Genomic DNA, 23,580 nt, shown 5'->3' on the forward strand with positions numbered 1-23,580 from the left:
TTCATTCAAACTTGCTTGTCATGCAAACGCGCCTCTACACGTTCAAGAATTTGTCGGCTAACTTTACCCACGAGTGGCTTGGCCGCTTTGTTGACAGCTTTCTCCATTAAGCGATTGCGAATTTCATAGCTCAACGTCAAGGCCACTTCGGTACCTTCTGGCACCTCACGAAGGCGATAACGTCCCTGGTTCTTCACACCATCCAACGACTCCCAGGCAAGCACATGGGGCGGCTGGATCTCGGTCACCACTACATCAAACGCCCAGTCCATACCTACGGCACGTACATGCCATCGATAGCGGTCTTCGCCCAGCGTTTCTATTGAGCGAATTAGATCCGAGTAGTCGGCAAAATCCTCGACGCGGCGCAATAGCTCGAATACTCGTTCGGGCGGAGCGCTAATGATTTCACTATGTTCAATCGTTGCCATTGCTTTGCCTCTAACAGCATGGATAGATAGCGTAGCATGTTGATATTCATGCTGCCCGCCTCTGCACTTTTTACCTCAATGAGGGACAGGATGGGCGCTAGAACTGGTCAGACTAACGGCTATTGCGTAAACTGCCGCCCTTCCGGACCGGACCCCGGAACGCTGCGACAGCTATTGGCTGCTCGCGATTAATAAATTCTCCGGCACAGAGTACTTTCTCATGTCATCACTACCTCCTGTGGCTGCCGATGCAGCCACCACCGTCGTTATCTATTCCGGTGGAATGGACTCTTTTACCGTGCTGCACCGCGCACTGCGTGAAGGACTAAACGTACACGCGCTTTCGTTTGACTATGGTCAGCGGCATGCTCGCGAACTCGACACTGCACGCCAAGTCTGCGCATCGCTGGGGCTACCCCATCAAGTAGTCGATATTCGCGCCATACACAGCCTAATTGACAATTCGGCGCTCACCAACCCTGACCAGATAATGCCCCAGGGCGACTATGATGGGGATAACCTGCGCGCTACCGTCGTACCCAATCGCAATATGATCTTGCTCTCTCTGGCGATAGCCAAGGCCGTCAACATTGGCGCAGAGCGAGTCGACTACGGTGCCCATGGCGGCGACCACGTTTTATACCCAGACTGTCGACCCGAATTCGTCGAGGCGATGAATCACGTAGCGGGCATTGCCAACTTCGAGCCAGTGAAGCTACATGCGCCTTATCTTTCTGCGAGTAAGGCCGACATCCTGCGTGAAGGCTTGGCGATGGGGTTGGATTACCACCATACCTGGACCTGCTATGAAGGCCGTGAACTTGCCTGTGGCGTATGCGGCAGCTGCCGTGAACGACTGGCCGCCTTTGCCGCCAACGGCGTCACCGACCCACTGGCTTACCGCGTAGACAGCGCAGTAGGTCAGCGCTGATGTATCAGGTCAAAGAAGCCTTTTATACTTTGCAGGGGGAAGGTGCTCAAGCAGGCAGAGCGAGCGTTTTCTGTCGTTTTAGCGGCTGCAATCTGTGGTCGGGCCGTGAGATTGATCGTGCGACGGCGAAATGCACTTTTTGCGATACTGACTTTATTGGCACTAACGGCATCAATGGCGGCAAGTTTGCCACTGCCATTGCCCTTGCTGAGCACATTGCCGCGCTGTGGCCCAACCAAAGCAGTGACGTCAAGTCGAATGCGACGCCCTATGTGGTGTTTACCGGCGGAGAGCCGCTGCTGCAGCTTGACGCTACGCTGATTGCCACGCTGCATAGCCATGGGTTTGAGGTGGCCGTCGAGACCAACGGCACGCTCACACCACCCCCTGGCATTGACTGGCTGTGTGTCAGCCCTAAGGGTAGCAATCCGCTGGCCGTTACCCAAGGCGATGAGTTAAAGCTCGTTTACCCCCAGGAGGACGCTTCCCCGGAGCAGTTTTCAAGCCTGGGGTTTCGCCACTTCTTTTTACAACCGATGGATCTTGCCCCCTTCAGTCAGGATAAGAGTACCGTCGCTGAAGCGACCGCCTACTGTATGGCTAATCCCCAGTGGCGCCTGTCGCTACAAATGCACAAATTAGCAGGTTTTGATTAATGTCCCTATTCGTGAACCAACTAACCCATATTGACGTTTCACTTTGGTGTTCCAAGCGCGGTCTAGTGGGCTGCAGCTGGCAGGTGGACGCAGTGCTGGATGGCGAGCTGGGCGAAGATGGCATGCTGTTCGATTTTGGTGAAGTCAAGCCATGGATCAAGCGGACGTTAGACAGCGGTTTGGATCATACTCTGCTAGTGCCCACCCAAGCGCCTGGAGTGACTGTTACAGAGTGCCCTGAAGGTGTGTGCGTGCGAACTACCACGCCCTACCCGATGGAAGTCAGGGGGCCAAAAGAGGCCTTTAGCCTGCTACCCTGGCACACTATCGAGCTTGACACGATCGCTGAGTATTTAAGCCAGCAGCTCACCGAACAGCGCCCTAACAATGTCCACCAGGTCACTCTGACGCTTAGCGACGAGGCCATTGAAGGCGCTGCCTATGGCTACACCCATGGCCTGAAGCGCCACTTAGGTAACTGCCAGCGTATCGCCCACGGCCACCGTTCGCGGCTACATATCTTTCAGCAAGGGGTGCGTCAACCCAAGCTCGAACAGCAGTGGGCCGCATGGCTGGATAATCGCTACCTGCTTGAAGAGGCGGATATCACCTCGCAGGAAAACGACTTCCTTACCTGCGGCTATCGGGCCGCCCAAGGCGATTTCTCCATTACGCTGCCACAGTCGCTATGCGCACTCCTTCCCGGCCCTACCACGGTAGAAAATATCGCCGCCTGGCTGGCAAAAGAGGTTGCCACGCAAAGTGGAACAAACACACGCATCCAGGCCTTTGAGGGTATCAATAAGGGCGCGATTGCCATGTCTTCTGCCAGTGCTACTCCAGTAGCAGGCTATGAGTGAAGGGTGTCGTGCGGGGTGTGGCGCCTGCTGCATCGCGCCCTCTATCAGTTCAGCCATCCCCGGCATGCCTGAGGGCAAGCCGGCGGGCGTCCGCTGTGTTCAGCTAGATGAGCACAATCTATGCCGCCTGTTCGGCGATCCGAGTCGCCCCAGAGTTTGCGAGCGCTTTAACTTTGACGCCAGTGTGTGCGGCGAACACAGGGAAGAGGCGCTGGTCACCTTGACTTGGCTGGAGCAGGACACCCGTTAAACAGCGCCCTGCTTCAGCTTATCAACCTTCAGCGCCAACCGGCCGTGGCAAACGGCGATCCAACAAGCTGATCCAACGTGTTAGCACCGGGGCATCACTGTGGCTGACTTCGCTCAACAGCTGCCTAAAGCTCTCTTTGGCCTGCTGATCGTTGGGCTCAATGCGCGTTAGCCATAGTTCAAGGGCCGCTAACTCCTGGTGGCGATTGCCGTGCTCGCGGGACTGGTTAATCGCCATGTCAGCCAGTGCTTTGACTTCATTGGCAGGATGCCCAAGTAGATCGCGCACCTTGGCGAGCTGGGTGGCTAATTCAGGCAGAAACAGCGTGGTACGCTCACGGGCAATGACCAAGCACTGGTCAAGGTAATCCTCTGCGGCGTTTAGTTCACCTAGTTCAATGCAGGCATCTGAGTACCACAACACTGGCCGCTGATAGCGGTCACGGCCATTCAGTTCCGCCATCTGATCCAGGCTATCCCGCAACTGAGTCAACCCAGCCGTGTCGCCCGCCAAGGCTTGTTGCCAACCAAGGATACACTGGCTGGAAATTTGCCACAGTTGTAAATCAGGCGTTCCGGTCATTGCCGCCGCCCGCTCCGCATGCCGCGCGGCTAAGTGGACGTGGCCAAGCTGGCGATAGAGCGCAGCGGCAAATAGCAGCGCCAGCGCCAAAGTGCCGGGGTGGGCAATTTTCTCCGCCAGCCGAATCGCCGCCGACACTTGGCGCTCGGCACGCTGATAATCCCCCCGCAGGCAGAGCGCCCAACCTTGGAAGCAGGCCGCCGATACTTGCGGGTGATCGGAGAACGGCAACCATTCGATCATCATCTGCACATTGAGCGGATCGATTTCATCCAAATGGTCATGAGCCTGTTGAATGCGACCGGCCCAATACTCGCAGTTGGCTCGGGCATAGTCGGCCAAGCGACGATAACGAGGATCTTCAAGACGGGCAGCTATATCAGCGAGAGTCGAAGCCAATGCAAAAGCATCTGCATGGGCATAGCGCTGGCTGCGGCCGACCCAAAGCCCCCACTTAACCAGGAATATCTGCTCAAGATCTTCCGGGTCTTCCAGGCTGTCGGTACCCGATTCGCGCAGTAGTTCCCGTGCACGCACAAAGCTTTCGTGAGCGGTTGGCGAGCCGTGGCCTTCTAATGAGAATGCCGCCTGACCGCGTACAGTGAGCAGGCTCACTTCACGCTCAATCTGATGCTCGACATGGCGCAGGCTCGCCAACCCGAAATCGGCCATACGCAGCGCGGTTCGATTGGCGCTCACCTTGAGCGCTTCACGGGCGGCCAGTTCGAAATAGCGCGCACCACGAGCATAGTGGCCGCTGCGGCGCAGATGGGTAGCAAAATCGCCAGGGTGGCGACTAATCCACACCGGGAAGCGCTCCTCTATCAAGGTCACCACTTGCTGGTGCAGCTTGACGCGCACATCGCGAGGGCAGGAAAGATAGGCCGCTTCTTGCAGTAGCTGGTGGCTGAATTGATATTCGTGCTCGCCGCTCTCTTTATCGACCGATTCGACAATCTCCAGCGCCCGCATATGCTCGAGCGCTTGGTTAAGCCGCCCTTTTTCCCAACCGCTGCACTCCAGCAGGAAATCCAACCGGAAGCGCTTACCCAGCACTGCCGCCACGTGGGCAATTTCGCGGTCACCCTCAAGCTGATCGATGCGGCTAGCCAGTAGCCCTAACAACCCTTTGGGCAGTTCATCGAACTGGACACTACGCCCCTCACGGCGATCCATATCCAGACGCCGACAAATCTCCTGCATATAGAGCGGCACGCCATCGCAGCGTTCAATGATCTGGTTACGTAGCCGCGGGCTCAAATGAATGCGATAGCGCCGTGACAGCTGTGACAATAGCCGCGAAGACTGCTGCGGATCAAGATTCCCCAAGCTAACCTGCTGATCCCAGTGCAGCTTCACCGGTAACACTTCTCTGCCGTGATGGCTGGCTACCAGCATAAAGGCAGTATTGATTGGCAAGCGTGCCTGCAAACCAGCGAGTACCTTAAACGACGGCTCATCAAGCCACTGTAAATCATCGACCATCAGTACCAGAGTATGGGTGGTCGCCTGGCGCTCGATTAAGCGGTGCAGCAACATTACCACCAGCTCAACGGCTTCACCGCTTTGGGCAAGCTGGGTGATCTCCTGAACTTCGTGCACCCCAAGCGCCTCTTCCAACAGGTGCTGGCGCTCGGGCGTAAGCTGGTCAAACTCAAGCGTTGCCTGTAGTTCGTGAATCGCGTCAACGGTTAACGGCTGCTTGAGATACCAACTAACCAGCGTGCGGGCAACGCCGTAGGGATCCAGCACCGAAAGCCGCGTGGTGGGCTGCCAGCAAATTGCCGCATCGCGACTAAGCTCTAACTGGCGGAAACCGACCATCAGCGCCGATTTGCCCATACCAGAGGCACCACGAACCAACACGCTTTGACGCAAACCTATACCTGCTCGCGCCAGCGCGTCGCGCAGTGTGCGCAGAGAGGTCTCACGCCCCACCAGGCTTGGGGGCAGCGCGTCGCGGCCGCCTTCGTTTAAACCCAGCACTAAAGCGCGAAGCCGCACGCGACCGTCGCTAGCCACCAAACGTGATACCAGCCGCGGCTGTAGGTCGAGCGCAGGTGGCATGTGCTGACTGGCTTCTTGAGAGATAACCAGCTCACTGCCTTCGGCTGCGCTCATTAACTCAAGTGATGTTTGAGTGACTTGCCCCAGGGGATCCGCCAATTGCCGCTCGGGTAAATAGACGACTCGCCCGCTGTGCAAACCAGCAGCCAGCTCAAATTGCGGTACGTCGTCTTCGCCAGACCAGTGGCGGGCGCTCTCTTGAGGAAGTGCCTGTCGACAGTGCTCATAGAGCGCCACCAACTCAGCCAACTGGTGGGCAGGCCCATGGGTACCAAAACACGCCAGCCCCAAGCCACCAGTGGCGCCAGGCAGCCAGAAGCCGCCCAAGTGATGACACTGCTGCTCTAGCCAACGCAATAGCTCCAACTGCAGAGTAAGGCAGTGGCGCGTTGCGGCGCGATCTTGCCACTCCCCTTTAAGGCGCAGCCGGATAGCCATTACCGAGAGCTGACGCAGCTCAATTTCGTCTTCACGCAGTGGCTTGCTGTCAGGCGCCAGCGCACGGGAAAACGCCCCCTGGGGACTCATCATGCGAGGGTCGTGGTGACCGTCAGACCAGTAGCTGGCCAACTGTAAAAAACTCGGCTCTGGCTGCTGGCCTGACAACGCCAGTAACTGCAAGTAGCTATTATACTGCTCGTGAGCGGCGGCCATTTGATTCTGTTCAGCCAGTTGACGCACCAAACGTTCATGAAAGGGGCCATAGCCTGAAAAGCGGCTCACCAGGGTTTCCAGGATCAGGTCAGGCACATCGGTATGGGCATCGAGCACCTGTTCAGCAAAACGAATGACACGCTGACGCCACTCATTGCGCACCTGGACTAACCAGCGCTGAAATTCACTACAGCTTGACAACTGAAGCTCTTCAATCAGGTCACCTTGGTAGCAGGTCATCAGCGCTTCCAGGGTATCCAGGTCGCGCGGCCCTTCAAGGAGCTGCTGAAGCGTGTGCAGGTCAACTTTCCAATGGGCAGGAAGCTGGAAGGCAATCGTTTGCCGGGAGACACTCAACACTTGGTCAGCGCTCTCGCCTAACGATTGGCGTAAACAGTGGAGCGCGTGACGTAGGTTGGTTCTACCGGAAGATAGCCCTTGATCCGGCCACAGCAGTTCGGCTAGAGCGGCGCGATTAACCGGCTGACGGTGCAGCAGCAGATAAACGAGCAGCGCTTTCACTTTGTCGTAGCTGAAGTGGGTTAAAACATCTTCACCCTGCGTCAGTGAAAAATGGCCAAATAGTGTTAACTGATCTGTCTCACGAGCATCGCGCATGATAAACATCCTGCCGGACTAAGCGGGCACACCGCTATGAAAACGAAAAGCCGTATCGGTCGAAGTAATCAGCTCCGCTTCACGCGCTACAAAAAAAGCGATCCGCTCAGCAATTGAGTCCGATGTCTGTTGGCGAGCCAGTAACAGATAGTCCTCAAAATGACGGCCTTCTGACTTCACCAGGGTACGATAAAACTTGGCAAGCTCTTCGTCTAAATAAGGAATTAAGCAAGCGAACCGTTCACAGCTACGCGCTTCGATGAGTGCGCCGATAATGAGCACATCAATGAGCCGCTCGGGGTCGTTGCTGCGCACGTGCCGCCTAAGGCCTTCCGCGTAGCGCGAAGCAGTTAAGTGTTGGTAAGCCACACCACGCGCCTCCATAAGGCCAACCACCTGCTCGAAATGCAGCAGCTCTTCGCGAGCCAATTGCGACATTTTGCTCAGCAGAAGCGGCTGATCTACGTAGCGGTAGAGCAAGCTCATTGCAGTCGAAGCAGCTTTTTTTTCACACTGCGCATGGTCGATTAGCAGCGTTTCTGGATTTTCAAGCGCCCACTGCAACCATGCATCAGGCGTCGCGCAGGCCAAAAACTGGTGCAAACTCTCTGGCAGTAAATCATCCGCTTTCACCGAGTGGTCGTCCGTTTGCAAGGCACTCTTTTGTATAGAAGGCTGTGACATACTAGGTTGTATCAACATAACACCCTTACCAAGCTTATATCTCACTATTGTACAACATATAAGCCCATAAGGCGCTTATAGTTCCCTGTTGCTTTGCACTCTTTATAACCTGAATCGACTATTACTAATGTAGCTGCGCGTTTAAAAATGCTCCACACACTTTTAGCCCACGCCCTTACAGAAGCTCCACAGCAGTAAAACGACCCCAAGGTTCTAAAGTGATGAGTATGGTAACGCGCTGTAACGACAATCACATCCGCATAACATGAGGATTACTACGAAATGAGCAACAACCCTCCTCATTTTGAGCCTATTGGCTAGTAATAACGCTTTTTTGATCCGTTTAAACCTTGGCATCAACATAAAGTACAAGAGCCGTCGCCGCTTGCCAGCTTAACATTGTCGACAGTTTGCCGTAGAATCCCAACCATCCAACCACACGCTGTTTGTCAAGCGTATGTCATATGTGATCGGCCCCACTTTACAAAAACTGCCCGGCCAACACCGTGCAACGTGCAGGTCGTCACCATAAAGTAAATGAAACGTGAATGAGAGGGCCCCAACGTGCTTGAAGCTTACCGCCAACATGTCGAGGAACGTGCCGCCGAGGGCGTCCCGCCCAAACCCCTAACCGCCGAACAAGTAGCGTCACTGGTTGAACTACTAAAAACGCCACCGGCCGGTGAAGAAGAGTTTATCCTCGATTTAATCACCAACCGCGTTCCGCCAGGCGTTGACGAAGCCGCTTATGTAAAAGCAGGCTTTCTCACCGCCATTGCTAAAGGTGAAGCGAGCTCTCCGCTGATTGACAAGATTCACGCCGTTAAGCTGCTGGGCACCATGCAGGGTGGCTACAACATCGTTTCACTGGTGGAGCTACTTGATAACGAGGAGCTTGCCCGTGAAGCAGGCGAGCAGCTCAAGCACACCCTGCTGATGTTCGACGCCTTCCACGATGTGGAAAGCCGTGCCAAGAACGGCAACAGCGTTGCTAAAGAGGTTCTTCAGTCCTGGGCCGACGCCGAGTGGTTTCTATCAAAACCCGCGCTGGCTGAAAAAATCACTCTGAGTGTGTTTAAAGTCCCTGGCGAAACCAATACCGATGACCTCTCTCCTGCGCCGGATGCCTGGTCACGCCCGGACATTCCACTCCATGCCAATGCCATGCTCAAAAACGAACGTGACGGCATTGAGCCAGTGGTTCCAGGCACCACTGGCCCGCTCAAACAGATTGAAGACGTTAAAGCCAAAGGCTTCCCCGTCGTCTATGTAGGCGACGTTGTCGGCACCGGCTCATCGCGCAAGTCAGCCACCAACTCGGTACTCTGGTTCTTCGGCGACGATATCCCCTACGCCCCCAACAAGCGCGCTGGCGGTTTCTGCTTTGGTAGCAAAATTGCACCTATCTTCTTTAACACTATGGAAGACTCAGGCGCCCTGCCGGTTGAAATGGACGTCACCAATCTGAACATGGGTGATGTCATCGATGTTTACCCCTATGCAGGCAAAGTGTGCAAACACGATAGCGATGACGTTATCACCACTTTTGAGCTTAAAACGCAGCTGATTCTGGATGAAGTACGCGCTGGCGGCCGTATTCCCCTGATCATTGGCCGCGGTTTAACTGGCAAGGCGCGCGAGTCGCTGGGTCTACCCGCTTCTGACGTTTTCCGCCTTTCCGAGCAGCCTAAAGATACCGGCAAAGGCTTCACCTTAGCGCAAAAAATGGTCGGTAAAGCGTGTGGTCTTGAAGGTGTTCGCCCCGGAATGTACTGCGAGCCCAAAATGACCACCGTTGGCTCACAGGACACCACTGGCCCGATGACCCGTGATGAGCTGAAAGACCTTGCCTGCCTGGGCTTCCAGGCCGACCTGGTAATGCAGTCGTTCTGCCACACCGCGGCTTATCCAAAGCCCGTCGATGTGGATACTCACCACACACTGCCCGACTTCATTATGAACCGTGGCGGCGTGTCGCTACGCCCTGGTGACGGCATCATCCACAGCTGGCTCAATCGCATGCTGCTGCCGGATACCGTGGGCACCGGCGGTGACTCACACACCCGTTTCCCGCTCGGCATCTCGTTCCCGGCAGGCTCAGGGTTAGTAGCGTTTGCTGCTGCCACAGGCGTTATGCCGCTGGATATGCCAGAGTCGGTACTGGTGCGCTTTAAAGGCAAACGCCAGCCAGGCGTTACGCTGCGAGACCTGGTTCACGCCATTCCACTTTACGCCATCAAGCAAGGCTTGCTGACAGTGGATAAATCCAACAAGAAAAACGCCTTCTCCGGGCGCGTGTTGGAAATTGAAGGTCTGGAAGACCTAACCGTTGAGCAAGCCTTCGAGCTCTCTGACGCCTCTGCCGAGCGCTCCGCTGCGGGCTGTACCATTACGCTGTCTGAAGAGAGCGTCACCGAGTACTTGAAGTCCAACATCACCCTATTGAAGTGGATGATGGGCAACGGTTATGGTGATGAACGCACCATCAGCCGTCGCATTGAAGGCATGGAGGCGTGGCTGGCCAACCCCAGCCTGATGCGCGCCGATCAGGACGCCGAGTACACCGAAGTTATCGAAATTGATCTGGCTGAAATTAAAGAGCCGGTGCTCTGTGCGCCGAATGACCCAGACGATGCACGCCTGCTGTCTGACGTCGCTGGCCAGAAAATCGACGAAGTCTTTATCGGTTCTTGCATGACCAACATCGGCCACTTCCGGGCTGCAGGCAAACTGCTTGAGAAGCAGCCTGCCGGTAGCTTAAAAACCCGGCTGTGGCTGGCACCACCGACGAAAATGGATCAGCATCAGCTGACCGAAGAGGGCTACTACGGCATTTACGGCCGTGCCGGTGCCCGCATGGAAATGCCGGGTTGTTCACTGTGTATGGGTAACCAGGCCCGCGTTGCGGCTAAGAGCACCGTGGTGTCTACGTCTACACGTAACTTCCCGAACCGTTTAGGTGATGGTGCCAACGTGTACCTCGCCTCTGCGGAACTGGCCGCCGTCGCCGCAGTAGAAGGACGCCTACCCAGCGTTGAAGAGTATCAACGCTATATGGGTGAGTTTGACGCTATGGCGGGCGAGATATATCGTTACATGAACTTTCACGAGATTGAGGAGTATCAAAAGATAGCCTCAAACGTGATTCCGGTCGCTCAGGAAGCCTAACCCAGGTTAAGCACTTGAGAGAGACCGCCCCATCGCCGATGCTCGCACCATCGCAGATGATGTAGCCAGTTGCATCTTCTGAGTCGATGACCGAACGCTCCGCCACTGTTCTACAGGGCGGGGCGTTTTTTTGCACGGCCCAGTTAACTGCCTATGCTTATACCCACCTTTCATAAACGGAGCATATGATGACAAACGCAATTGAAATAGTGACGCCCGATCTCTGCGATGCGCACCCAGAGGTGGAAGTGCTGGATCCTCTTTTTGCCAATTTTGGCGGTCTTGAAGCCTTTTACGGCCCTATTCGTACGATTAAGTGCTTCGAAGATAACTCCATGGTGAAGCAAGCTGTCACCGAGCCAGGTAACGGCGCGGTGCTGGTAGTGGATGCAGGTGGTTCACACCGCTGCGCCATGCTGGGTGATATGCTCGCCGAGCAGGCCGTTGCCAACGGCTGGGCGGGCGTTGTCATGTACGGCTGTGTGCGAGATGTGGATATACTCGCCGCTCTGCCGATTGGCGTTCAGGCGTTGGGCAGCCATCCGCGTAAAAGCGAAAAACGTGGTGAAGGACAGCGCGATATTTCTGTCACTTTTGCCGGCGTTACTATGCAGCCAGGACAGTGGCTATATGCCGATAACAACGGCATTATTATTGCTCAACAGGAGCTACCGCTTTCTTAATAACCGGCTCTGTATTGATAAAGCTGGCCTTAAAAGAGCCCCTTGCCAGGTGTGGCGGTTACTGCCACCCTGGTGGTTCATTCTTACCGCTTAATGACGATGCAGCCTTTGACCTATCTTGGCTCTGCCTTATTGCGCACGTTGCGCGATCATCTTCGCCCACTGATCGCCTATCACCTGTTTTTTACCCTGCTTGCTTCAGCCTTGCTGCTGCCCGCGATCACCTGGGTGACGCGCTGGCTACTGGCCCAACTCAACCGTACCGTCGTCACCAACGATGAATTAATTGCACTGCTCTTTAGCCCGCTGGGTTTGGTAGGCATGCTCGTGGGGCTTGGCTTCGCTTTTCTGATTATTTACTGGCAGCAGGCAGGCATGCTCCAGGTAGCCGTCAGACCACGCGACAACCACTATCGATTGGCCCTTGAAGCACTCTGGCTGAGCACCCGCAGGCTACCCGCATTAGCCGGTCTTGTCATTCTCCAGGTAGGCACACACTTGTTACTGCTTGCCCCCTTTATGGCCGGCCTGGCATGTCTGTACGACGTCTGGCTGAGTGGTATAGACCCTTATTACCTACAGCGTGTGCGCCCACCCGCCCTGTGGTATTTCATTGCTTGCGCGCTACCGCTGATCATCGCCTGGGTATGGGCAGCGTCGTGGCTCTACCTGCGCTGGCTGTTGGCGCTGCCCTTTGTTGCTCTGGAAAAGTGTACCCCCTGGCAGGCACTCAAACGCAGCGTCAGCTTGACCCGTGGCTGGCGGCGCTCCATAGGCGCTGCAGTACTTCTGCTATTGGTGCTGATCGTCAGCCTACCGCTGCTCGCTACTCTGTTGTTTGATCGGCTGTTTACGCCGCTACTCTGGTGGCTACCTGAGCATAATGCCGTGCTTATACCGGCGATGCTGGGATACTTAATTGGCTACGTGTTGGTCACCCTAGCCATTACATTTATCGGTATCGCCGCCAATGCGCTGCTTTCCGCTTGTCTATATATGCAATTGGCACACCGAGAAGCTCGTCCAGCACCTCCGCCAGAGGGCATTAACGCAGGCAAACTGGCCTGGGCAGTCGAACTAAGTGTGCTCATTTTTGCTGGCCTTCAAGCATGGTGGATACTCAACAGCTTTGAGATACGTGACAATGTGGCAGTGATTGCTCACCGTGGCAGCTCAATGGTTGCGCCAGAAAACACTCTTTCCGCGTTAGAACAGTCGCTGCTTGATGGTGCTGACTATATCGAAATTGACGTGCGATTGAGCAGTGACCGGCAGGTGATGCTCTACCACGACCGCAGCTTAGCGCGGCTAACAGGCGATAACCGGGAGTTTGGTGAGCTCACCAGAGAAGAGTTAAAGCAGTACGATGTTGGCAGTTGGTTTGGCGATGCCTTTCGAAATGAGCCCATTCCCGGCCTGGACGAAGCACTCGATAGCGTGCGCGGAAAAGCAGGGTTAATGATCGATATCAAACCTCTACCCGGACAAGAACAGGCGTTAGCCGATGCCGTTATCGAGGCACTCAATATTGAAAGCGATCTACGCTATCGATGCTGGGCAACCCAACAAAGCGCGTTTGACGGCTATACAGCATGCGGCTTTCCCAATGCGCTAATGGATATGCGCATGGCTACCATGTCGCCCTCATTACTTAAGCATATCAAAGCCCAAGCACCTGAACTGCGCGTTACCTTATTGGCCCAGCTTATACTGCCCGGCACACTCAATCGGCGCGATTTTGATGCGCTCGGACTGCGACATAACCGCATCACCGAAGGTGAAATTCAATTAGCGCGACTATATGGCTACGAAATACACGCCTGGACCGTGAATGATCGAGCCCGAATGTCGACGCTGATTGATCTGGGTGTCGATGCGATTATCACCGACTACCCAGATCGTTTAACCGAACTTATTCAAGACCGGCATGATTTAAGCGACGGGGCGATAATGTTGGTAAAGCTACGCAACTGGCTTCGCCAATAGGCGCTGACTTAATCCCCCATGACGACACCTTCACGACGTGGGTCAGCGCCACCAAAGAGAGAGCCATCGTTTAGGCGCCTAATGGCCTGGAGCCCGCTGGTTAGCTCACGTTCACTTACCGTGTGGCCACGCTCGCGCAGTGATTCGATGGTCGCTTCAGGAAAACGGCCCTCTTCCACATAGACATCCCCGCCCAGAGTAAGAGCATGTGGCAGGTTAAGGGCTTCTTGAGCACTCAGCCCCCAGTCGCGCAGCGCCACTAGCGTACGAGCGGTGTAGTGAATTATGGCGGCACCGCCAGGAGATCCCAGACTTGCAACCAATTCACCCGTGTCCTGATCAAATACCAGGGTCGGGCTCATACTGGAGCGTGGGCGCTTACCGGGCTCAACCCGGTTAGCGACGGGCTCTCCATCTATTTCAGGAACAAAGGAGAAGTCGGTCAGCTCATTATTGAGCAGGAAACCACCTGCTAGCCCCGTGCCACCATCAGACATAATCCGCGACCCAAACGCCTGCTCGATGGTAGTCGTCATGGCGACCGCGCTGCCCTCTTCATCGACAATGCTGATATGGCTAGTACCATACTCGGGCTGATCGGGCTGGCTAGCCCAGCTAACGGCTAGCTCTCCTGGGTTACCCGGCTCAGCGCTATCGCCCATGCTCATCTCTTCGATAAGCGCACTGCGCTGTTCGAGATAGTCGGGATTCAGCATCAGTGACCAGTCACCCCCTGGCGCTTCGACAAAGTCAGGATCGGCAATGTAACGACCACGATCCGCAAATGCCAAGCGTGAGGCTTCTAAAAACTGGTGCAGCCACCCGCTGCTTGAAGCGCCATTATCTAACGGGGCTTCAAGCAGCGGCTGCTGATCAAGCATGCCTAAAATCTGCATTACGGTAAGGTGGCCCGATGAGGGGGGCGGGAAACCGCACACCTCCCACTGCTGCCAGGGCGTACAAAGCGGTTCGCGATTAAGCGCTTCATAGCCGCTCATATCCTCAAGCGTCAAACCGCCTGGACGCTCAGGGTGGCTCTGAACGCGCTCGACGATATCTTGTGCCACTGCGCCCTCGTGGAAGGCGGCGCTGCCTTGTTCAGCGACGCGGCGAAGGACGGCTGCCAAGGCCGGGTTTTTGAGCGTTTCGCCTACGGCAATCGGCTCACCATCGGCATCATAATAAAACTGGCTCGCGACTGGATCCTGGCGCAGGAACTCATCGTTGGCCAAGCTGGTATGCAACCGATTGCTAACGGAAAATCCCTCTTCCGCTAAGGTAATCGCCGGTTTAAACAGTTCCGCCCACTCCAGTTCACCATGCTCAGCGTGCGCCTTCTCAAGCATACGCAGCGTGCCCGGCACGCCTACCGAAAGACCGCTAACCACCGCGTCGTTGAACGCCATCGGCTCGCCTTCCTGCAAAAACAGCTCGCCGTTAACGCCCTGGGGGGCCGTTTCACGTCCATCATATGCACGCACTTCGTCCCCGTCATAGAGCATCAAAAAAGCGCCGCCGCCAATACCGCTGGATTGCGGCTCCACCAAATTCAGCACCATCTGCACCGCAATGGCCGCATCAATGGCATTACCACCAGCTTTAAGGACTTGGTAACCGGCATCGGTGGCGAGCGGGTTAGCTGCAGCTACCGCAAACGACTCAGCTTCCCAGCCCGGCTTCTCTTCGTAGCCAGACTCACTTTCAGGAGAAATAGAGGGTGTCTCATAGCTAAACCCCCAGCTGTAAAACGGCGCTACCAGCAGGATAGGTAGTGCACACTTAACCGATTTTGGTGACATCTCAGCGCTCTCCGCGACAAATTAAAAAACCACTCCAAAAGAGTAGCCTATAAAAACAACGACGCCCGGCACAATGGCCGGGCGTAAATTAGTTGAAATAAATATAGCTACTCAATTTTTTGCCCTGCGAGCATAAACCAGGTTTCCAGTACCGCATCAGGGTTGAGTGATACAGAATCGATACCCTGCTCCATCAACCATTTAGCCAAATCTGGGTGATCTGATGGCCCCTGCCCGCAGATGCCCACATATTTTCCCTTTGCTTTACAGGCTTGAATGGCCATCGCAAGCAACTTTTTAACCGCCCCGTTACGCTCGTCAAACAGATGCGCGACGATGCCCGAATCACGATCCAAACCTAACGTTAGCTGGGTTAGGTCGTTTGAGCCGATTGAGAAACCGTCAAAATACTCCAGGAACTCATCAGCCAGCAGCGCATTAGCGGGTAGCTCGCACATCATAATCACTTTCAAGCCTGTGGGGCCGCCACGCTCAAGGCCATTGGCGGCCAGCAGCTCTACCACCTCACGGGCTTCATCAGTAGTACGCACAAAGGGCACCATAATTTCGATATTCTCGAAGCCCATCTCTTCACGTACCCGCTTAAGCGCCCGGCATTCGAGTTCAAAGCAAGGCCTAAATGCCTCTGATATGTAACGCGACGCCCCACGGAAACCAAGCATAGGGTTCTCTTCGCCCGGCTCATAGAGCTTGCCGCCAATCAGATTTTCGTATTCGTTGGATTTGAAATCAGACAGCCGCACGATGACGCGCTGAGGATGGAAAGCAGCCGCCAGCGTGGAGATACCCTCAACCAGCTTATCAACATAGAAACTGACGGGGTCGGTATAGCCCGCGGTACGTAAATCGATCACCTGCTGCAAGTCAACCGGCAGCGTGTCGTACTCCATTAGCGCTTTAGGATGGACACCGATCATGCGGTTAATGATAAATTCCAAGCGCGCCAACCCCACACCTGCGTTAGGCAGACTGGCAAAACCGAAGGCGCGGTCAGGGTTCCCGACATTCATCATGATTTTGAAGGGAATTTCCGGCATAGTATCGACGCTGGAGACTTTGCAATCAAACTCCAATAGCCCTTCATAGACATTGCCGGTGTCCCCTTCTGCACACGAGACCGTGACATCGATACCCTCTTTTAATTGGGTAGTCGCATCACCACACCCAACCACAGCAGGGATACCCAATTCACGGGCGATAATCGCCGCGTGACAGGTTCGTCCACCGCGATTGGTGACGATCGCGGAGGCACGCTTCATGATCGGCTCCCAATCCGGGTCGGTCATATCGGTGACCAGGATATCGCCATCATGGATCTTGTCCATGTCATCAGGGCTAAGCACCACTTTGACGGTGCCACGGCCAATGCGTTGACCTATTGCTCGACCGGTTATGAGCGTGCGGCCCTTTTCACGCAGCTGGAAGCGCTCAAGCTTGCCGCCCTCCTGCTGGGAGACCACCGTTTCAGGGCGTGCTTGAACGATATAGAGCTGGCCGTCATCGCCATCCAAAGCCCACTCAATATCCATGGGCCGCTGGTAGTGTTGCTCAATGGTCATCGCCTGACGGGCCAGATCCATTACCTGCTGGTCATTGATACAGAAGCGGACGCGGTCGCTATGGGGCACATCGACGGTTTCAACCGATTTACCGGCGCTGGCGTCCTGGCCATAGACCATCTTAATCAGCTTGGAACCCAGATTACGACGCAACACCGCAGGACGGTCAGCCGCCAGGGTCGGCTTGTGGACGTAGAACTCGTCAGGGTTGACGGCGCCTTGTACTACGGTTTCGCCCAGCCCCCAGGAGCCAGTGACAAACACGGCATCTTTAAAGCCGGACTCGGTGTCCAGGGTAAACATAACCCCTGCCGCCCCGGTCTCCGAGCGAACCATTTTCTGCACGCCTGCCGACAAGGCGACATTTTCGTGGGCGTAACCGCGGTGCACACGGTAGGAGATCGCACGATCGTTAAACAGTGAAGCAAACACTTCGTGCACAGCACGCTTGATATTATCGAAGCCTTCGATGTTCAGGAAGGTCTCTTGCTGGCCCGCGAAAGAGGCGTCCGGTAAATCCTCGGCTGTGGCTGAGCTTCGCACGGCCACTTTTAGCTGTGGATGCTGTTGCTGCAATTTGCCGTAAGCGTCACGCAGGGCTGCTTCAAAGCTTGGAGGTAGCGGCGTATCGATGATCCATTGGCGGATGCTGCTGCCCGCCTCGGCCAGCGCTTTAACGTCATCAACGTCAAGGCGGGCCAGGGTTGCATTAATGCGTTCGTTTAAGCCTTCGTGGGAGAGAAATTCACGATAAGCGTGTGCGGTGGTGGCAAAACCGCCAGGAACCGTTACGCCAGCACCAGACAGGTTAGAAATCATTTCACCCAGCGAGGCGTTTTTACCACCGACACGTTCGACGTCCGCCATGCCCAGCTGATCGAACCAAAGAATGTACTCTTCCACGTAACCCCCTCGCGCATAGATATCGGCATGACCACTGGTATGGGCACTAATGCCGTGGATCATGGATAATTGATTGGGACACCCTAGCACCGCGCCAATATATTCGCCATTGGTCTAATAGCGAAGGGAGTGGAGGATTTTTACAACAGCAGGGCTTTTTGGGCTGTTTATGTAGTCAGGCGTATCCACCACAGAGATACCGCCAGTGATGGCACGTTGTGCTGGCATACGGCTCGGCTCACAATAGCCGGATCACTCACCAGTGGATTTAGTTATGAAACGTACGGCTTTTTTTATTTCAGATGGCACCGGCATCACGGCAGAAAGTTTAGGACGTAGCTTACTGGCCCAGTTCAGCGACGTTGAGATCGATATGCAGACCAAGCCGTATATCGATACGCTGGAAAAAGCGCAGGCGTTAGCATCAATTATTGAGTCGACAGCCAACCGCGACGGTCACCGCCCGATCATTATCGACACCATTGTGGATCAGCAAATACGCGACGTTATTCGTAAGGCGTCCGGCTTTAAAGTTGATATTTTTTCAACCTTTCTGGAGCCCTTAGAGCAAGAGCTAGAGACCCACTCCTCCTACAGCGTTGGGCGCACTCACTCGATTGGCAGCGATGATGTCTACATGGATCGTATCCACTCGGTGCATTTCGCACTGGATAATGATGACGGTGCGCGCACCCACCAATACGATAAAGCGGATATCATTCTGGTCGGCGTCTCGCGCTGCGGCAAAACTCCCACCTCGCTCTATCTGGCGCTCCAATTTGGGATTCGGGCGGCCAACTATCCGCTGACGGAAGACGATTTAGACGAAGACGGCATGCTCAAACTACCTAAGGCACTCGCGCCCTATCGCAACAAACTGTTTGGCTTGACCATTGATGCACGCCGTTTATCGGCAATTCGCAACGAACGACGCCCCAATAGTCGCTATAGTTCGATGGATCAGTGCCTACAGGAAGTGCAGCAGGCTGAATCGCTCTACCGCACCATGCACATTCCCTATATAGATGCGACACGCTTCTCGGTGGAGGAAATTTCAACGCGGATGATTGCTGAGACGGGCTTAGCGAGGCGTTTCTCGCCCCGCTAAGTCAAAACTACACAAGTGAAAAACTGCGCAAGCCCCCAGTGAATTACATCCCTTTGGGGGCAAAAATTCCCGGCGCGTTGCGCCAGTAGCCTTTGTAATCCATACCAAAGCCAAACACGTAGCGGTCAGCGACTTCAAGGCTGCAATAATCAGCTTTCAAACCGGGCACGGCTTTGCGATTGTGCTGTTTATCCACCAATACAGCGGTGGTGACGCTGGCGGCCTGGGCCTCTTCGCAGTATGCCAAAATAGCCGCCAGCGTCGCTCCCTCATCCAGGATATCGTCAACAATGACGACGTGACGACCCGCCATGGGCACTTCGGGTGAAACGCGCCAAAACAGCTCACCACCGCGCAGCTCGTTACGATAGCGAGTGGCATGCAGATAATCCACTTCCAACGGAAAGCCCAAGCGGGTAAGCAGGTGCCCGGTGGTAATCAATCCACCATTCATTACACAGTAAAAAACCGGCAGCTTATCGCCTAAATCCCGTGTAATTTCTTCCGCCATACGATCCAGTGCCCGCTCTACCTCTTGCTGAGAAATGAGGCAGTCGGCGTTATCCATCAACTCGCGCATTGAGTCCAGCGACTCTAATGCTTCTTTGTCCAACTTTGACATCTACCAACTCCACGCGGGTTAAAACTTCATTTATTAAAGCTAGGGATTTATTCTGCGCTGGGCTTACTCTGCTTTCGCGCTGGGCTTAGGATTATCCGCTAGCGCTTCCAACTGAGCGTGAGTCCGACGCCAACGGCCCAGTGCGCTAAGCGCGTCCAAGTCTGGCCGAGCACGGCTATAGCGCAGTTTGGCGGGGCGCTTGGTGTTGACTCCCTGGCAGGCAGCCATAACATCAAGCGCAGCGGCTCGGTCGTTACATACCAACAGCATATCGCAACCGGCGGCCAGCGCTGCCTGGGCACGCGCCTTAGGGTCACCCGCTTCGTGCGCGCCTGCCATGCTCAGGTCATCAGAAAAAACGCAGCCTTTGAAGCCTAGCGACTCCCGAAGCATGCCCAACCAGATGGGTGAAAATCCCGCGGGGCGCGTGTCGAAGGCGCTATAAATAACGTGCGCAGGCATGACGCCATCCAGCTGTGAGGCCAACTGGGTGAAGGGAACAAGATCATGCTGTTTAATCACGTCTAACGGGCGGTCATCTACCGGCAAGGCAACATGGGAGTCCGCCGCAACGCCGCCATGGCCAGGGAAATGCTTACCCACAGCGGCCATACCGGCATCGTGAAGCCCTTGAATAAACGCGCTGCCCAACTGGGCAACGTGGTGGGGATCGCTACTAAAACTACGATCACCAATAACGCTGGATAGTCCGCTTTCAACATCTAATACAGGGGCGAAGCTCAGATCCAATCCGCAGGCGGCCATCTCCATCCCCAACAGCCAGCCCGCATCTTTGGCCAATGCCCGCCCCTCCTCCGGGGCAGCGCGATAGCACTCGCCAATACGCGCCATGGCGGGCAGACGTGTTAACCCCTCTTTAATGCGCTGAACGCGTCCGCCCTCTTGATCCACGGCGATCAGTAAATCAGCACGCACGCGGCGAATATCACTGCAGAGCTGGCGAACCTGATAGCCATTCTCGACATTGCGGGCAAACAGAATAATTCCCCCGACCGTCGGTTCTAGCAGCAAGCGTTTCTCTGCAGCCGTCAATTTTGGGCCTTCAAGGTCAAGCATGACCGGGCCTAACGGTTGAGTCATCGTGATTGATCCATTAAAAGGGGCGATGATTCTAGACGATCGTCTAGCGGTGTCAAAATCTGGCTAATCGAAAGACTGACGACCACCGTGCAGCCAAACAGCGGTACCTGGTAAGGCTAATGAATAAATGTAGAGCAAATCACTATTGCGTAAACGAATACAGCCATGAGAGGCAGCCACTCCCATGGGCTCGTCGGGGGGCGTACCGTGAAGGTAAATATAGCGCCGCTGCGAGTCCACCTGTCCACCACGATTCACGCCCTTTTCCAAACCACACAGCCAAAGAATACGGGTCAGAATCCAGTCACGCTCGGGGTGTGCCTCGGCCAGCGCAGTTGAAAAGGTTTCACCTGTCCAGCGGCGGCCTCGGAACACCGCATTTTCGGGCATATCTTCACCGATGGCAGCGCGCACATAGTGCCAGCCATGGGGCGTTTTGCCACTGCCGTTGTGCTCCCCGTTCCCGGCGGCACCGGATGAGATGGCACACTCATGGAGCACTTTAGGCCCTCGCCAACAGCGCAGCTGCTGTTGACTCGTATCAATCTCCAGCCAGATATTCTCAGTCGGGGGTAGCTCAGCTAGCGTAGGCGTTCGCATGTTTTCCTTCTTCAGGTTTAGCTGCTTCAAGGGCCGTGGGTAACGGTGCATTCATGGCAGCCACCACTACCGGGAGCAACCGCCTGACCAAATCACGCACAGAGACCTGTTCGTGATAATCCTTCTCTGCGATATCGCGTAGCGCATCGAGGCCAGACAGGGTAAAGATTACCGTGCCGAGCATAAAGTGTAGTCGCCAGAAACGCTCCGCGTCAGGCAGGTCTGGCGTTGCTTTTCTTACCAGCTCGGTGAAGCGGGTGAACACATCGCCATACTCTTGCTGTATATATCGTCTGAGATGCCCCTGGGCCTGGCTGTAGGCTAGGCCGAGCAGGCGCATGAACACTTTTAAGCTATTGCGCTCGGCAGGTACCGCAAGAACGGTTGTGGCCATCGTCTCAAGCAGTGTTTCAAGTGGAATCACACGCCCGGCGTGTTGGCCTTCAAGCTCATCCAGAGCGGTATGAAAACGCTGATTAAACGGATCCAGATAGCGGGCAAAAACAGCCTGGATCAGGGCTTTTTTGGAACCAAAATGGTAATTAACCGCGGCTAGGTTGACACGCGCTTTGCTGGTGATGTTGCGCAGTGAAGTCTCGGCAAAACCCCGCTCTGCAAACAGCACCTCGGCGGTATCGAGTATACGGGTCACCGTATCAGATTGAGCCATGTCGCTCTCCAGGGAAACAGGTGTTTAAAACATAGCAAAATACTATGCCATAACCTTGGTGGGCTCAACGCTTGATTTATTGATAAAATGTGGCGCGTTAAATAAGCAGAAGCTTAGTTTCAAACGATTAGAAAAATTGTATGGACTTCGGCATTAGGTAGTGACAAGGCATATACTGGACAGAGGAACATACTGTATACTTAACCACTTATTGATTAAGTCGCCATTTAACTTGTTACTGTCTATTCATATTTATGGAGTCTGGTATGTCGCGTCCGCTAACCGCTCGCCAACAGCATGTGTTTGATTTTATCGTTAAAACGATGGGCGAATTTGGCTACCCTCCTACCCGTGCTGAAATTGCCAAAGCACTGGGCTTCCGCTCTCCCAATGCGGCTGAAGAGCATCTGCGTGCGCTGGAACGCAAAGGCGTTATTCGCATTATCCGTAACACCTCTCGTGGCATTCGTCTGCCCAACCAGGAACCTCAAGAGATCCTCGATAGCGCCGCCACTGCGTTACCTGCTACCAGCGTTGAACCGCTGCCCACTGGTCTGCCAGTCATCGGTGAGGTTGCCGCTGGCAGTCCCATTTTGGCAGCTGAACATATTGATCGTTACTGCCCGCTGCCGGCTGAGTACTTCACACCCAAAGCCGACTACCTGCTGCGCGTGCGCGGCCTTTCCATGAAGGATATTGGCATCTTGGAGGGTGATTTATTGGCGGTTCATCGCACTGACCGCGTGCGCGATGGCCAGATCGTGGTGGCTCGCCTGGAAGATGAAGTAACGGTCAAACGCTTCAAACGCCAAGGGCACCAAGTAACGCTGTTTGCAGAAAACCCTGACTTTGCGCCTATTGAAATCGACCTGCGCTCCCAATCCCTCGATATCGAAGGCGTTGGAGTCGGCGTGATTCGTGGCGGCAACGGTCAGGCACTCGGTTAGTCACTCGGCTACTGCAAGTCGATATAGCGGTGGTCATTGAAGGTAGCCACCCAGTTTGGGTGATAGACCAACAGAATGCTTAACAGCATGCCGCTAATAAATGCCTCTGAAGGCATTAGCAGCGGCAAAAAGCGCGCGTACTCCTGAGCGAGATAGATCGCCTCAGGGTCAGTCCCTGCGACGATAATCAGCAGCACCGCTGCCAGCCCTCCCCCTAGCGTCGCCAGCGCCGCACCAAAAAAACCGCAGGCAAACAGAAACACCATCAAGTTATCCGGCAGGCGGCGATCTACTAACCGCCATACCGTGCCAATCACAGCCGCCGGAACGATTCCCGTCACCAGCACATTCGCCCCCAGCAACAGCCACTCATTGCGGCCAATCACCACCATAGCGACATTGATCAGCACGTTGCTGATCAGCGCTAGCGGCGCTTTAAAAACGAGTGTCATCAAAACTGTGAAGACCAGGTGCAGCGTTAGCCAATCAACCGCCTGGGCACGAAGCTGCCACATCAGCATCACCGCCAGCGTAGCCCCTAACCAGCGATGTTGAAGCGCTGTATCCTCGATTAATACCTGCCAAGGCCGCCGCCATAGTGCACACGCCATCACGCCTAGCGAAAGTAGCCAGGTGAGCAGCAGCGCCCAAGGCGCTAATACACTTTGCGCAAATGACAT

At 55.1% G+C, this 23,580-nt stretch carries 19 protein-coding genes; 9 read left to right on the forward strand and 10 right to left on the reverse strand.

Annotation, left to right across the window (positions count from 1 at the left end; translation table 11 throughout):
- Window positions 1–5: 5 nt before the first annotated feature.
- Entirely contained in the window at window positions 6–431 is a 426-nt protein-coding gene (locus ACFIOZ_RS11795) for an SRPBCC family protein (protein ID WP_386077785.1), read from the reverse strand.
- Between the two features lie 220 nt (window positions 432–651).
- On the opposite strand from ACFIOZ_RS11795, the gene queC reads away from it, so the two are divergent.
- The 4 genes from queC to ACFIOZ_RS11815 are packed head-to-tail and all read left to right on the forward strand — an operon-like array spanning window position 652 to window position 3,128.
- A complete protein-coding gene (gene queC / locus ACFIOZ_RS11800; RefSeq protein ID WP_386077787.1) occupies window positions 652–1,362 on the forward strand; it encodes a 7-cyano-7-deazaguanine synthase QueC in 711 nt (236 codons plus the stop codon).
- On the forward strand, window positions 1,362–2,018 hold the full coding sequence (gene queE, locus ACFIOZ_RS11805; protein WP_386077789.1) for a 7-carboxy-7-deazaguanine synthase: 657 nt from the start codon (window positions 1,362–1,364) through the stop codon (window positions 2,016–2,018). The genes queC and queE overlap by 1 nt, the downstream gene beginning before the upstream one ends.
- Complete coding sequence (locus ACFIOZ_RS11810; RefSeq protein ID WP_386077792.1) at window positions 2,018–2,878, forward strand: 6-pyruvoyl trahydropterin synthase family protein; 861 nt, start codon at window positions 2,018–2,020, stop codon at window positions 2,876–2,878. The genes queE and ACFIOZ_RS11810 overlap by 1 nt, the downstream gene beginning before the upstream one ends.
- A complete protein-coding gene (locus ACFIOZ_RS11815; protein WP_386077795.1) occupies window positions 2,871–3,128 on the forward strand; it encodes a YkgJ family cysteine cluster protein in 258 nt (85 codons plus the stop codon). The genes ACFIOZ_RS11810 and ACFIOZ_RS11815 overlap by 8 nt, the downstream gene beginning before the upstream one ends.
- Window positions 3,129–3,149: 21 nt before the next feature.
- On the opposite strand, the gene ACFIOZ_RS11820 is transcribed toward ACFIOZ_RS11815, so the two are convergent.
- Together ACFIOZ_RS11820 and ACFIOZ_RS11825 are read right to left on the reverse strand one after the other, a co-directional pair.
- Complete coding sequence (locus tag ACFIOZ_RS11820) at window positions 3,150–7,049, reverse strand: AAA family ATPase (protein WP_386077797.1); 3,900 nt, start codon at window positions 7,047–7,049, stop codon at window positions 3,150–3,152.
- 18 nt (window positions 7,050–7,067) lie between these two features.
- Window positions 7,068–7,733, reverse strand: a complete 666-nt coding sequence (locus tag ACFIOZ_RS11825) for a tRNA-(ms[2]io[6]A)-hydroxylase (RefSeq protein ID WP_386077800.1) — start codon at window positions 7,731–7,733, stop codon at window positions 7,068–7,070.
- A 564-nt stretch (window positions 7,734–8,297) separates the two neighbouring features.
- Between ACFIOZ_RS11825 and acnB the strand changes: the two genes are divergently transcribed.
- The 3 genes from acnB to ACFIOZ_RS11840 all read left to right on the forward strand — a co-directional run bounded on the left by acnB (window position 8,298) and on the right by ACFIOZ_RS11840 (window position 13,570).
- Window positions 8,298–10,901: a bifunctional aconitate hydratase 2/2-methylisocitrate dehydratase gene (gene acnB, locus ACFIOZ_RS11830; protein ID WP_386077803.1), complete on the forward strand. Its 2,604-nt coding sequence runs from the start codon at window positions 8,298–8,300 to the stop codon at window positions 10,899–10,901.
- A gap of 185 nt (window positions 10,902–11,086) precedes the next feature.
- Window positions 11,087–11,584, forward strand: a complete 498-nt coding sequence (gene rraA / locus ACFIOZ_RS11835) for a ribonuclease E activity regulator RraA (protein WP_386077806.1) — start codon at window positions 11,087–11,089, stop codon at window positions 11,582–11,584.
- Window positions 11,585–11,626: 42 nt separating this feature from the next.
- Window positions 11,627–13,570 carry a glycerophosphodiester phosphodiesterase family protein gene (locus ACFIOZ_RS11840; RefSeq protein ID WP_386077808.1) on the forward strand — a complete coding sequence of 648 codons (1,944 nt, stop codon included), beginning with the start codon at window positions 11,627–11,629 and terminating at the stop codon, window positions 13,568–13,570.
- Window positions 13,571–13,578: 8 nt separating this feature from the next.
- Here the strand turns inward: ACFIOZ_RS11840 and ggt are convergent, their stop codons facing one another.
- Entirely contained in the window at window positions 13,579–15,369 is a 1,791-nt protein-coding gene (gene ggt / locus ACFIOZ_RS11845) for a gamma-glutamyltransferase (protein WP_386077810.1), read from the reverse strand.
- Between the two features lie 107 nt (window positions 15,370–15,476).
- Window positions 15,477–17,852: a phosphoenolpyruvate synthase gene (gene ppsA, locus ACFIOZ_RS11850; RefSeq protein ID WP_386084064.1), complete on the reverse strand. Its 2,376-nt coding sequence runs from the start codon at window positions 17,850–17,852 to the stop codon at window positions 15,477–15,479.
- Between the two features lie 274 nt (window positions 17,853–18,126).
- On the opposite strand from ppsA, the gene ACFIOZ_RS11855 reads away from it, so the two are divergent.
- A complete protein-coding gene (locus ACFIOZ_RS11855; RefSeq protein ID WP_386077813.1) occupies window positions 18,127–18,960 on the forward strand; it encodes a pyruvate, water dikinase regulatory protein in 834 nt (277 codons plus the stop codon).
- Window positions 18,961–19,003: 43 nt separating this feature from the next.
- On the opposite strand, the gene ACFIOZ_RS11860 is transcribed toward ACFIOZ_RS11855, so the two are convergent.
- The 4 genes from ACFIOZ_RS11860 to ACFIOZ_RS11875 all read right to left on the reverse strand — a co-directional run bounded on the left by ACFIOZ_RS11860 (window position 19,004) and on the right by ACFIOZ_RS11875 (window position 21,953).
- A complete protein-coding gene (locus tag ACFIOZ_RS11860; RefSeq protein ID WP_009286922.1) occupies window positions 19,004–19,582 on the reverse strand; it encodes a hypoxanthine-guanine phosphoribosyltransferase in 579 nt (192 codons plus the stop codon).
- Window positions 19,583–19,645: 63 nt separating this feature from the next.
- Entirely contained in the window at window positions 19,646–20,683 is a 1,038-nt protein-coding gene (gene nagZ, locus ACFIOZ_RS11865) for a beta-N-acetylhexosaminidase (protein ID WP_386077817.1), read from the reverse strand.
- Window positions 20,684–20,746: 63 nt separating this feature from the next.
- Window positions 20,747–21,283: a L,D-transpeptidase family protein gene (locus ACFIOZ_RS11870; RefSeq protein ID WP_386077820.1), complete on the reverse strand. Its 537-nt coding sequence runs from the start codon at window positions 21,281–21,283 to the stop codon at window positions 20,747–20,749.
- On the reverse strand, window positions 21,261–21,953 hold the full coding sequence (locus ACFIOZ_RS11875; protein WP_386077822.1) for a TetR/AcrR family transcriptional regulator: 693 nt from the start codon (window positions 21,951–21,953) through the stop codon (window positions 21,261–21,263). The genes ACFIOZ_RS11870 and ACFIOZ_RS11875 overlap by 23 nt, the downstream gene beginning before the upstream one ends.
- Window positions 21,954–22,219: 266 nt before the next feature.
- On the opposite strand from ACFIOZ_RS11875, the gene lexA reads away from it, so the two are divergent.
- On the forward strand, window positions 22,220–22,900 hold the full coding sequence (lexA, locus tag ACFIOZ_RS11880; RefSeq protein WP_386077825.1) for a transcriptional repressor LexA: 681 nt from the start codon (window positions 22,220–22,222) through the stop codon (window positions 22,898–22,900).
- Between the two features lie 8 nt (window positions 22,901–22,908).
- Here the strand turns inward: lexA and ACFIOZ_RS11885 are convergent, their stop codons facing one another.
- Entirely contained in the window at window positions 22,909–23,580 is a 672-nt protein-coding gene (locus ACFIOZ_RS11885; protein ID WP_386077828.1) for an energy-coupling factor ABC transporter permease, read from the reverse strand.

This window comes from Vreelandella sp. F11 (assembly GCF_042466685.1).
Taxonomy (GTDB): Bacteria; Pseudomonadota; Gammaproteobacteria; order Pseudomonadales; family Halomonadaceae; genus Vreelandella.